General features: G+C 53.9%; 8 protein-coding genes. All 8 read left to right on the top strand.

The features are described from left to right. Positions 1-17: 17 nt before the first annotated feature. Positions 18-1,643, top strand: a complete 1,626-nt coding sequence (locus tag NYE58_RS27585; protein ID WP_339287606.1) for a hypothetical protein — start codon at positions 18-20, stop codon at positions 1,641-1,643. A 208-nt stretch (positions 1,644-1,851) separates the two neighbouring features. Then, positions 1,852-3,603 carry a sensor histidine kinase gene (locus tag NYE58_RS27580; protein WP_339287605.1) on the top strand — a complete coding sequence of 584 codons (1,752 nt, stop codon included), beginning with the start codon at positions 1,852-1,854 and terminating at the stop codon, positions 3,601-3,603. Continuing rightward, complete coding sequence (locus NYE58_RS27575) at positions 3,603-4,649, top strand: response regulator (RefSeq protein WP_340397250.1); 1,047 nt, start codon at positions 3,603-3,605, stop codon at positions 4,647-4,649. The genes NYE58_RS27580 and NYE58_RS27575 overlap by 1 nt, the downstream gene beginning before the upstream one ends. 208 nt (positions 4,650-4,857) lie before the next feature. Continuing rightward, entirely contained in the window at positions 4,858-5,802 is a 945-nt protein-coding gene (locus tag NYE58_RS27570) for a DUF1861 family protein (RefSeq protein ID WP_340397249.1), read from the top strand. 98 nt (positions 5,803-5,900) lie between these two features. Next, positions 5,901-6,959: a glycoside hydrolase family 130 protein gene (locus NYE58_RS27565; RefSeq protein WP_340397247.1), complete on the top strand. Its 1,059-nt coding sequence runs from the start codon at positions 5,901-5,903 to the stop codon at positions 6,957-6,959. Then, a complete protein-coding gene (locus NYE58_RS27560) occupies positions 6,956-7,432 on the top strand; it encodes a GDSL-type esterase/lipase family protein (RefSeq protein ID WP_306083607.1) in 477 nt (158 codons plus the stop codon). The genes NYE58_RS27565 and NYE58_RS27560 overlap by 4 nt, the downstream gene beginning before the upstream one ends. Before the next feature lie 275 nt (positions 7,433-7,707). Then, entirely contained in the window at positions 7,708-10,170 is a 2,463-nt protein-coding gene (locus NYE58_RS27555; RefSeq protein ID WP_340397244.1) for a discoidin domain-containing protein, read from the top strand. A gap of 66 nt (positions 10,171-10,236) precedes the next feature. Continuing rightward, positions 10,237-12,447 carry a GH92 family glycosyl hydrolase gene (locus tag NYE58_RS27550; RefSeq protein ID WP_341003568.1) on the top strand — a complete coding sequence of 737 codons (2,211 nt, stop codon included), beginning with the start codon at positions 10,237-10,239 and terminating at the stop codon, positions 12,445-12,447. Positions 12,448-12,473: the final 26 nt, after the last annotated feature.

The raw sequence follows: 12,473 nt of genomic DNA, 5'->3' as shown, positions 1-12,473 counted from the left end.
GAGGATAGGCGGCCGCGATGATTACCAAAGTTGAGAACATGCCGGATATGCCCAGCCCTTATCTCATGCGGGACTGGAAGCAAGTGAGCATACGATATGACGGACTGGTATTTGATGAACACCGCCAAGGGGACTTCTTTCCCCTGATCTGGAGGGACTTAACCGGGCACAACGGCGTGCCAGAGACCTTCGGTCTACCTTCTTATCTCGGAATGAAGCGGGGAGGAGACCGGCACGAGGCTGTTAATACGGCCGCGGCGGTACTCGGGGCAACACTGACCGGACTGGACAAAAGAACGGGTGGGGCAGACCGGGTGGTCATGCTTGAGGCTTACTTCAATACGGATAACGGGGAGCACTTATTTCTTAACCGCACGGATTTAAGATCCGGCCGGACGTTCTGGTACGAGATCTATCCGCATATCCTGCTCTATTCATTGGCCTATTATTATCCCGGTGCTGGCAAACTTGATGATATTATGCTGGAGACTGCTGATCAATGGCTGTCGGCCTGCCGGGCGCTGAAGGATGAGTCTGGCCTGCCGGACTTCAATCATCTCGCCTTTAGCTTCGAGACAATGCAACCGGTGGACAACGGAAGGTGGAAGGAACCGGAGGGTGCGGCCGGTGTCGCCTGGCTTCAGCTGATGGCTTATATCCGCTGGGGCGGGCAGGAGAGGCTTGAGGCAGCAGAAGAATGCCTGCTATCGCTGGAACAGCGAGGCGAGAATCCGTTCTATGAAATCCTGCTGCCTTACGGCGCTTATGCAGCCGCTAGAATGAATGCGCAGCACGGCAGAAGCTTCGATATGAAAATGCTGGTCAATTGGTGCTTCGATGGGGATAGTGCCTGCCGTCCAGGGTGGGGTATCGTGGCTGAGCGGTGGGGCGATTATGATTGCCACGGCTTATGCGGCAGCCTTACAGACTGGGGGCAGCGCTGGGATGCGGTGAAGGAAAATGCTGGAGCCGATTATGATCCGGAGCGCAGCGGCTACGCATTTGCTGCCAATACGTTTTCCTTGGCAGCAGCGCTTGTGCCGCTGGTGCGCTACGACAGCCGATTCGCTCACGATATCGGGAAATGGATGCTGAATGCGGCGAACGCGGCAAGATTGTTCTACCCGACTTTCCTGCCCGGCAAGCAGCAGTCCTGCTCGTTCTACATTCCTGACGAGGATGACGTGATTGCCTATGAGGGGCTGCGCAAGTGGTGGGATTACCAGAGCCCCTACGCCACGGGAGATCCGATCCGTTACAGTTGGGGCGGGATTGATCTTGGCCTGTACGGTTCCTCGCATGTCGGCCTCTTCGGCGGGATCATTGAAAAGACCGAAGTGGAGGGCATTTTGCAGCTGGATTGCCTACGCACGGATTATTACCGGGAGGAAGCCTTTCCGACTTATCTGTACTTCAATCCTTTTAACGTTCCTGTCACGGTGAACGTCATACAAGGCGCGGCGGACCTCCGGGTGTACGACGCGGCGGCGCACAGGCTGCTTCCCGGTGATTCACGCCAGCTCAAGCTGCCCCCGTCTTCGGCGGTGCTGGCGGTTATCATTCCGCAAGATGGAACCTTAACGGACGAAGGCAGCATTAGGCGCTGCAACGGGATTGTCATTGATTATCAGACTGGAGCTTAGGAGGCTGTAAACCCTTCAGAGGACATTTCAGAGAATAGCTGGAATGCCCTCTTTTCTATGTGTGTAGCGCTTCCGTGTTATACTGATTATACGCGGGGATGGGGATTTCAGAGGCAGCGCGGACAAAAAAACACGCGTATAAGAACAAATGAGCAGGTAACGCCTCTCCGCCCGCGATTGTATAATTTAGGTTCCGGGGGGATTGGCGATGGGAATGAGAATGGTGGAGAAGCGGCTTTGGCGTAAGCTCTTTTGGCCGGATACACTGAAGGGACGATTGTGGATTCTGCTCGTGATCGTTACAATCACGCCCATTATCCTGATCGGGTTCACTTCGTATTATTGGATGTACAAGGCACAGGAGGAGAAAATCAGTTCCAATTATCAGTCAATGGTGAATGCACGTAAGGATTCCCTAGAGAAGGTTTTCGCCAATTTGAGTAGTGTCTCGCAGCTGTTGGTAGTCGATGGGGGAATGGGGGATGACGTCATCGAGTATCTGCATAACAATGATCCAGTGCAGAAGACGGAGCAGTATCTCGCCATCGATAAGTCGATGACCAATATTATTTTTTCCAGCCCCACTGTCAACGGACTGCTCTTCTATTTCCCGGACAGCGAAGCGCCGTTCCAATTCGAATCCGCGCCGATGCAGGCCGAGATCTCGAAGGAGCATTTCATGGGAAACTTATTTCCCACACTGTACGTGGCCAATCAACTCTCCTACCAAGGGCCACATCCTTCCGTGTTTGTGGGCCATCCCGAAGCGGTCTTCTCGCTCACCCGCAAAATAGAGTACAGTCTTGGGAATGTGTTCTACATTTACCTGGAAACTCGGTTTGCCCCGGATATCAAGCTGTCCTCGAAGGATATCGGCGCTTCCATTAACCAATTGATAGTCAATCCCGCAGGTAAGGTGCTGTTCTCGCAAGTGGAGGAGATTTCGGCGGGAACCCTGCTTAAGACGGGAGACAGTCGGCTCCAGTCCTATAAGTCTTTCTCGGCCGAAGGGGTGAACGGTTGGAAGGAGCTGTTTCTGATTCCGCAGAGCGTGTATACGAAAGAATTGAATCAATGGCAGATTCAGTTTCTGCTTACGGCACTGCTGTCGCTGACGCTCACAGTCATGACCGTCTTGTTTATCTGGCGGATGGTCTATCGCCCCTTGAGCCATATAAACAAGGAGATCAAGCTGTTCAGCTACAATCAGAAGGAACTGCCCCAGCTGCACACCCGCCTGAAGGAATTCAATTCCCTCTTCAACAGCTTTCAAGAGATGCGACAGAAAGTCACCGGACTTCTCGCCGAGGTGGAGGACAAGGAGCGCCGCAAAGCGGAGCTTGAAGTAGAGAAGTTGATGTCCCAGATCAATCCGCATTTTTTGCACAACACGCTTAACACGATCCAGTTCCTTGCGCTGGAGAAGGGCCAGATGGATATCTTCGAGCTGGTTAAAGTCTTTACGCGAGTGCTGCACTATAATCTGAAAAAGAATAATATGATCGTGACCATCCGGGAAGAGATTGATGCGCTTCAGGATTATATCGAGCTGCAAAATATCCGCTATGATCACCGGTTCAATATTCCTGTGGAGCTGGACCCGGAGATCGAAGCGGTTCCCATTCCCCGCTTTGTGCTTCAGCCACTCGTGGAGAATGCGCTGTACCACGGACTGCAGAGCGATCAAGGCTCCATCAGTGTAACCGTGCGTCGGACAGCGGAGGTGATATTGCTAACGGTGGCCGACGAGGGGAACGGGATTCCGGAGGAGCGGATGAACGAGTTGTTGAATACAGACAAGAGCGAGAAATCTGGAATGGGCATCGGACTGGGATACGTGCGGAAAATGCTGGAGGTGTACTACGGCAACGGGGCGGAAATGACCATTAACAGCAAAATTGGCGAAGGTACGGTGATTACCATCCGCATACCGGCAACTTTAGAAAGAGAGGGATTCTAATGATTAAGGTGTATCTGGTGGAAGATGAGCCGCTGGTTCGCAGAGGCATCATCAGCATACTCCCGTTCGAGCGGTACGGGATGCAGTTGGTAGGTGATGCCTCCTCCGCAGAAGAAGCGCTCCCTGTGATAGGAAGCCAAGATGTCGATCTTGTATTCACTGATATCTCCATGCCGGGCATGAACGGACTTGATTTCATCCGAGTGTTGAGGGATAAGCACCCGAAGGTCCGCACCGTCGTCTTGACCTGCCATCAGGATTTTGATTATTTGCAGCAGGCGCTCAGACTCGGGGCCATGGATTATATGGTGAAAACACAGTTTGACGATCAATCCGTTGATGCGTTGCTCGGCAGGGTATCGACGCAGATTCACCAGTCCTTTGCAGCCGAGGAACGTGAGAAGCTTCAGGAAAGTCAGGATTCCAGCCAGAAGGAAAAGCTGTTCAAGCGATGGAAGGGGTTGTCCTGGCTGGTGAAGGAATCGGAATTTGAGGAATTGATGCGCCGTTCCGAGGAGTGCCTGAGCCTCTCCGAATGGAGGGATCACGCTGCTACTGCTCATCGGAACTGGAGCCTGATCTGTCCGGTGCTTGAGAAGCTGCAGTCAGGGGAACCGGAGCTTGCGGAAATGAACTCGTTCGCCGATCTCAAGAGCTGGCTGTCTTCCTACCGCTGGGAGGCGATGAAGCTGCTGCGAGGCACGATGCATTCGGAGGATGTGATTGATTCGATCATCCGTTCCCTCGATATCATAAGCCGACATGAAGGCAATAAATTAAGCCAGAGTGATATCTGCAAGGCCATTAATATGAGCATCAGCTATTTCAGCAAATGCTTCAAGGAGATTGTGGGCGTATCATTCGTGAACTATATGCAGGACCGCAATATCCGGCTGGCCCAGCACTTGCTGCATACCACAAATTATCCCGTCTACCAGATTGCCGAGCTGTCGGGTTTCCAGGATGAGAAGTACTTCGGCAAAATCTTCCGCATGAAAAACGGGGTAGCACCGTCTGAGTACCGTGTGCTGAGCCGAAAAAGCTGAATATCCGCTATGGACCCATCCGGCAGGAGAAAATTTTGCCGGATGGGTCTTTTTTTTGTGCTGACCGCCTCAGGCAGATAAAAAAATCCTGTGATTGCGGCAAATGCCTCTATCCCGTTCCGGAGGATGCCCGGCGTATGATTATATCACCGGAACATCATTTTTATATATAGAAAGGGTTTGCTTGCAAACCTGGTGGAGGCACTTTATGCAATTCGAACAAAACGATATCCAAACTACCTTATCGTTACTGGAGCAATACGGCAAAGGAAACGCCCTCAAAGGGACTAAGCTTCGTTTTGAAGGAACGGGAGGAAAGGACGTATACAACATTACCGCACCTTTCATCGACCGGGGTGAACAGATTATTGCCGGACGCCTGGAGGGCCGGGAGACGGAATATTCCGAGGTTGTTTTTTTTCGGCAGGAGCAAGATGTCTGGGTGCCGCATCCCGATTATCCTTCCTATGAGCTGCAGGACCCTTTCTTCACCCTGATCAACGGGGAGCTTATCTTCGGAGGTGTGCGGGTCATTCCCGATCCGCTATACCCGGAGCATATCGTATCTTGGGTAACCCAATTCTACCGTGGCAAGGACATCGCCAGTCTGCGGGCCTTCCTCAAAGGGCCTTATCACATGAAGGATCTGCGTCTTATTGAACTGACAGACGGTGAGATTGGCGTGCTGACAAGACCACAGGGGCTCAAGGGTGGCCGGGGAAGCATCGGCTTCTATAAAGCGCGTTCGCTCGCGGATATTACACGGGAAGACATCGAAGCGGCTCCGCTGTTTGAGAACCAGTTTGCACTGGAGGAATGGGGAGGAGCCAATGAACCACATTTGCTGGCAGACGGCCGGATCGGCGTACTGGGGCATATCGCTTCTTTCGACGGCAGCGGCCATAGGCATTATTATGCGGTCACCTTCGCCTTCAACCCGGATACCTTGGAGCGGACGCCACTGAAGATCATTGCGCGGCGTTCCGACTTCCCGGAGGGAGACAGCAAGCGGGCCGATCTGGTGGATGTTATTTTCAGCGGCGGCCTGGTTCGGAAGACCGGAGGATTGGCCGAGTTGTATGTCGGGGCCAGTGATGCCGAAGCCTACAGAATAGAGATTTCCGATCCTTTTCTAGAATACGAGCAGCGGTAGGGAGGCCTGCTGATGAGTTCCTTTCGACCTGGATTCGCATCTGATGATGCTTTGTTTCTATAATGTATGCGTAACGAAAGAATAGGAGTGTTCAGACCATGGAAGTGCACAGATCAAAACTTAACCCGATTATAAAGCCGGCGGATATCCTTCCTTCCAGTTCTGCGATGGAAGTTATCGGCGTATTCAATGCCGGGGTAGCGCGTCTTGGCGATGAGGTCATCCTTATGCTTCGCGTAGCCGAGACAGCGGTTAACCGGGACCCTTCGGTATACTTAACCCCGCTGTATGATGTGGAATTGGGCGAAGTTATCCTGCATGCCATTCCGCGCAAGCCGGAATACGATTTCTCCGACCCCCGGGTGGTCAAGACGTCAGAGCGGAATTATTTGACCTCGATTTCTCACTTCAGGGTGGCGCGAAGCAGTGACGGTCTTCATTTCCGCATAGACGACAGGCCGGCGATTACGCCGGAGACGAAATACGAGAGCTATGGAATCGAAGACCCGCGGATTACGCAAATCGGCGATACGTACTATATCACCTATTCCGCGATATCGGAGTACGGGATTTGTGCCTCAATGATTTCTACCACGGATTTTATCGGCTTTAAGCGGCACGGTAATCTGTTCCATCCGGATAATAAAGATGTCGTCCTGTTCCCGCAGCGCATACAGGGCCAATATTATGCCCTTCACCGGCCTTCCTGCTCCCATTACGGTCAGCCGGAAATCTGGATCGCCGAATCCACCGATCTGATGCAATGGGGCAATCACCGACAGCTGATCGGCGTACGCGAACGGCAGTGGGACGGTGGGCGGATCGGCGCCAGCCTGGTGCCGCTGGAGATCGACGAGGGCTGGCTGGAAATTTACCACGGGGCGGACCGCGACAACAAGTACTCGATAGGGGCTTTATTGCTGGACAAGAACGAGCCGTGGAGGGTTCTCGCGCGCAGCGCTTTGCCGCTCATGTCCCCGGAAGCAGAGTACGAGACAGAAGGGTTCTTCGGTAACGTTATCTTTCCGTGCGGAGCACTCTATGAGGAGGGCCTCCTCAAAATGTATTATGGGGCAAGTGACACAAGCATCGGCTATGCGGAGTTGTCCGTGGCGTCCATCACAGCTACCCTTATCCCCACACAGGTCAAGGAGTGAATCAACGATGGTCCTTACCGGCAAACGGCATTGTCTTATTCCAGGGAGACAGCATCACCGAGAACTGGCGCCGCCAGGAGGACGGATTAGACCTCGGAATCGGGTACGCCCAGGTGATCGCCGCCCAGTTCGGCTATAAGCATCCGGACAATAAAGCCATCTTTCTCAATCGGGATGTGGGAGGAGATCGAGTCATCGAACTGACGCGTAGATGGCAGAAGGATTGCCATGATTTGAAGGCTACGCTCGTGTCCATCTTTGTGGGAATCAACGATACCTGGAGACGCTACGATGAGAACAATCCGCTGAGAACCGAACAGTTCTACACGTTATACCGGGACCTTCTGACCGTCACCAAGGACCAATTAAATGTAATCATAGTTCTCGTTGAACCTTTCCTGCTTCCCGTACGGGAAGAACAGAGAACGTGGCGGAGGATTTGGACCCGAAGATCCAGGTTATACGCCAGCTAGCAGGAGAATTTCGCCTGCCCTATGTTCCGCTTAACGGGTTATTCACGGCAGCGGCCAGCGGGACCGGCCCTTAATATTGGTCGCCGGATGGAGTTCATCCTACGGCGGCGGGTAACGGCTGGATCGCCGAAGCCTGGCTGAAGGCCGTGGGAGCTTAATGGTAGGGTAAGCCAATCTTCATCCAACCTGGCTCTTGAAGGCTGGATGAAGATTGGTTATCCGCTTTAGTTTGAAAACGTTACCATTAAAAAAGAAAATAAGGGGGATTTTGGATAATGAATCATCAGCGAATATTGACAGGACTGCTCGCTGCAGGCGTAGGGATCTCTGCCGTATTTACGGCCTTTCCGGGTGCAGCTGCAGCAGCTCCGGTCACTCAGACAGGCATTACTTTTGTGAATACACTCCCTAATCAGCCTGTTAATTACAGCATGATTGACTGGAACCAGCGAGCCCGCAATTTTGATGCTACCGTGTTCGACTTTGCCTCCACCGGAACATACAAGCCAATCGCTCTGTGGGATGACACCCATCTGAATATGTCCACGACCACCTTCAAGCTTCCAGCCTATGTCGGACCCAAGAATCCGATTTCGAACGGCGGCCAGGAAGCGGTTGCCGGCATGGCGGCTGTGCTGGGGGGAGCCCTGGCCGGCATCGACAAAAGCAACCAGACCGGCAATGGCTACGCGGGTGTCAACTTCGCGGATATGACCAGAACCTACTACACCGCCGAAGGCATCATCAACAACAATCCGGGTTCCGGTTCGGCCAGCACGGAGTTCTGGTACGCACTTTATCCCACGCTGATATTCGCCGGGCTTGATTATTTGTACCCATCGGCCGCCATGGACGCCGTTTTGCAGAACACGGCGAACAGCTGGCATGATGCGATTGTCGATATGGGCGGAAGCAACGTGAATTTCAACTATCTGGGTTATGACTTCGGGGCGGATGCTCCCATTACCGGAAACCGTACAGAGCCTGACGCTGCAATCGGGGCGGGTCTGCTGCAATATTGGGCGTACAAAAAATTCGGCGGAACCGACTATCTGAACGCTTCTAAATGGAGCATGGATTTCCTGCAGAATCTATCCAGCAATCCTTCTTATGAGGTGCTTGAATACTGGGGTCCGCTGCTCGCCTCCCGTTTAAACGCGGAGCAAGGCGGCAATTACGACGTCACCAAAATGATGAACTGGGCATTCGATACGAATTCGACCCACCGGCCGTTCTGGGGCGGAGTTAACGGAAGCTTCGGCAGCCATGCCATGGATGGGCTTATGGGCTCGGTAGGCGATAATGGCGGGAATTACGCCTTCACCATGAATACGTTCGCTGCAGCGATGGGCATCGTTCCTGTGGCGAGATATGACCAGCGGTACGCCAGAGCCATCGGCAAATGGATGCTGAATGCCGCAAGCAATGCAAGACTGTTCTACGGGGATCAGATTGGGGCGGACCAGCAGGACAGCGCCTGGGCGGGCGACCCGAATCATGCGATTCCTTATGAAGGCCTCCGGTATCAGAAGATCGGTGACAGCAGCAAGGCGCCATTCGCAACGGGAGATCCGCTGACCTACAACTGGCCTTACAATACGAACCTTGGCATCTACTCCGGAGCGTTGTCCGGCGTATTCGGCGGAATCGTGAAGACGACCAATGTAAGCCAGATTCTGCAGCTTGATTTGTTGAAAACGGACTTTTTCCATGATCCGGCCTATCCGTCGTATTTGTACTACAATCCCTACACCAGCGGTCAAACGGTAAATATCAATGTAGGCGCGTCCCCTGTGGATATCTATGATGCTGTAAGCGACACAGTGCTGAAAACAAACGTAAGCGGAACGCAATCCTTCTCCATCGCCGCCGATTCGGCTTCAGTCATCGTTCTTACGCCGGCAAACGGAACCAAAACGTACAGCGGAAACAAGATTCTGGTCAACAATGTGTTTGTCGGATACCGCCCTTCCAATAATCTGGCCTTCGGCAAGACTGCAACGGCAAGCTCTACCACGAACGGCAATGTGGCAAATGGCGTTACGGACGGAATGACAGCAGCAAGATGGGAATCAGGTTCCGGAGACCCGCAGTGGATTTACGTCGACCTTGGAGCGGCCAAGACGGTCGGCAGCGTCACTCTGAACTGGGAAACGGCCTATGCCAAAGCGTTCAAGCTTCAGGTCTCGGTGGATGCGGTGAATTGGACCGATGTCTATACCACGGCGTCCGGCACCGGCGGGGTGCAGAACATGGCATTCAGTCCCGTAAACGCCAGATATGTCAGAATGTATGGAACGGAAAGAGGCACGCAGTATGCCTATTCAATCTATGAAATTGAAGTGTATGCTCCGGCTGATTTGGCTGCGGGCAAGCAGGCGGCGGCAAGCTCGAACACGAACGGCAATCTGGCAGGCGGCGTTACGGATGCAGCGGCAGCCACGAGATGGGAGTCGGGTTCCGGAGACCCCCAATGGATCTATGTGGACTTGGGAGCGGCACAGCCTGTGGGCAGGGCGGTGATCCGCTGGGAAGCGGCCTATGCCAGCAGCTTCAAGCTCCAGACCTCGAATGATGCATCGAGCTGGACGGATGTGTATACGACGACATCGGGAACCGGCGGGGTGCAGAACATAACCTTTAATCCCGTCAATGCACGGTATGTAAGAATGTATGGAACGGCGAGAGGCACGCAATATGCCTATTCGATCTATGACTTTGAAGTGTATAGCAACTAATGCGGAATGAAAGAGATGGATCTGTTTTCTAGAAAAAGAACATGAAGAAAAGGTTGGTGTTTAATCTTGAATTTATTACAGCATGTCAATCCTCTGCAGGGGACAGCCTCTACATTTCGATTCTCCAACGGAAATACGCTTCCGCTCATTGCACGGCCATTCGGCATGGCGGCGTGGAGTCCGCAAACGGACGAAGGTGGCCATGGCTGGTTCTTCCATCCCGATCACCGTCATTTCGAAGGGATTCGTCTGACCCATCAGCCCAGTCCATGGATTAGGGATTATGGACATCTCGTTCTGATGCCGCAGAGCGGGGTACTGGCCCTGCCGGCCAGTCAGCGTTCTTCCTCCTTTCGCCCGGAGGACATGACGGTTAAGCCCGACTATTTCCGTATTTCCTTGCGGCGCTATCGTGCTTCACTGGAGCTTAGCCCGACAGAGCGCTGTGCGAGCATTCGCCTGAAGTTCACGCAGCGTGAGGAGGCGAGAATTCTCGCCGTGCCGTTTGCAGGCGAATCCTCGGTTACGATCGACCCTGTAGCCCGAAGACTGAGCGGGTACACCCGGGCCAATTCGGAGGGCGTTCCCGAGAACTTCGCTATGTATTTCGTGATGGATTTCGACTGCGACTTTGATGTAGAGGCCTGCGGCACCTTCACAGGGGACGGGGCGACTGTTATTCAATTGAGCGGAACCGGTGAACGTGTCGGAGCCTTTATCGGCCTGTGCCTGCCGGAGTCTGGCGAAGCGGGGCTTACGGTAGGCACTTCATTCATCAGCATCGAGCAGGCCGCCGCCAATCTCCGTCAGGAGATCGGCAGCAAATCCTTCGATGCTGTTCGGGCGGAAGCGGCCGAGGCTTGGGAAGATACGCTGAGCCGGGTTCAGGTCGAGGACCGGAGCGAACGCAAGCTCCGCACCTTCTACACTTGCCTGTACCGGACCTGCCTGTTTCCCCGGATGTGGCATGAATTCACGGAGGACGGGCAGCAGGTCCATTACAGTCCATATAACGGACAGATTGAGAAAGGGCCGATGTACTGCGACAACGGGTTCTGGGATACGTTCCGGACCTCGTATCCCTTGTTCAGCCTGCTCTTTCCAAGCCGGTTGGGCGAGATTCTGCAATCCTATGTCAATGCCTATCAAGAGGGTGGCTGGCTGCCCAAATGGTGCTCGCCGGGTGAACGTAGCGCCATGCCGGGGACGCTGATTGATGCGGTGTTCGCCGATGCGTATGCCAAAGGCATCGAAGGCTTTGATGTGGAGCTTGCCTATGAAGGCTTGCGCAAGCATGCCTTGAAGGCTTCCAAGGACCCCCGTTTCGGAAGAAAGGGCTTCGAGGCCTATGAGAAATACGGATACCTGCCGGGAGAGGTCTATCATGAAAGTGTCAGCAGCACCCTGGATTATGCCTACGGGGACTTCTGTGTTGCCCAGGTCGCAAAGGGTCTGGGGAGAAGGGAAGATTACGAGCTGCTGATCGGCCGTGCGGGCAATTACACCCGCCTGCTTGACCCTGAGATTGGCTTCATGCGGGCCAGGAAAGCGGATGGAAGCTGGCTGGAGGCGTTCGATCTCCTGAAGTGGGGCGGAGCCTACTGTGAAGGGGGGCCTTGGCAGAGCAGCTGGGCCGTTCAGCATGACATGCTGGGGCTGGCCGAACACATGGGCGGAAGAGAGGTGCTTCTAGCACGGATGAAGGAGCTGATGACCGCTCCTCCGGAATTCAAAACTGGCGGCTATGACATCGAGATTCATGAGATGTCGGAGATGGCTGCTGTCAATTTCGGGCAATTTGCCATCAGCAACCAGCCCAGCTTTCATCTGCCCTATATATTCGCGGTGATCGGCTCGCCGTCCGAAACCCAGTACTGGGTGAGAAAAACGGCCGAGGAGCTGTTCAGCGCTGAGACGGATGGACTGCCTGGCGATGAAGACAACGGTAGCCTGAGCGCGTGGTATATTTTTGCTAGCCTGGGGATGTATCCGTTCTGTCCCGGCGTTCCCGAATATGTAATCGGCAGTCCCGTCTTCGAACGAATCACCCTGCATCTGGAGAACGGGAAGGAAATCCACATGGAGGCGGAGAATCAGGCGGAAGGCCATTGCTACGTGCAGGAGGTCAAGCTGAACGGGCAGCGGCACCAAGACTTGTACTTCTCCCATGAACAGCTCGTGCAGGGAGCAGCGATTGAGTTCAAGCTGTCCGCAGAACCGGATGAGTTGGCGTCAGCGAATAAGGCACTTCCCTATTCCCTGTCCGCCCGGCGATAAATCCTACAAGAAACGAGGCAACAATG

This window comes from Paenibacillus sp. FSL L8-0708 (genome assembly GCF_038009325.1).
Classification (GTDB): domain Bacteria; phylum Bacillota; class Bacilli; order Paenibacillales; family Paenibacillaceae; genus Paenibacillus_AQ; species Paenibacillus_AQ odorifer.
This window is presented reverse-complemented; position numbering and strand designations above follow the sequence as displayed.

What these genes read in the sequence shown, in the direction of transcription:
- NYE58_RS27585 (WP_339287606.1), top strand. Translation starts at nt 18, where the DNA reads ATGATTACCAAAGTTGAGAACATGCCGGATATGCCCAGCCCTTATCTC.
- NYE58_RS27580 (WP_339287605.1), top strand. Translation starts at nt 1,852, where the DNA reads ATGGGAATGAGAATGGTGGAGAAGCGGCTTTGGCGTAAGCTCTTTTGG.
- NYE58_RS27575 (WP_340397250.1), top strand. Translation starts at nt 3,603, where the DNA reads ATGATTAAGGTGTATCTGGTGGAAGATGAGCCGCTGGTTCGCAGAGGC.
- NYE58_RS27570 (WP_340397249.1), top strand. Translation starts at nt 4,858, where the DNA reads ATGCAATTCGAACAAAACGATATCCAAACTACCTTATCGTTACTGGAG.
- NYE58_RS27565 (WP_340397247.1), top strand. Translation starts at nt 5,901, where the DNA reads ATGGAAGTGCACAGATCAAAACTTAACCCGATTATAAAGCCGGCGGAT.
- NYE58_RS27555 (WP_340397244.1), top strand. Translation starts at nt 7,708, where the DNA reads ATGAATCATCAGCGAATATTGACAGGACTGCTCGCTGCAGGCGTAGGG.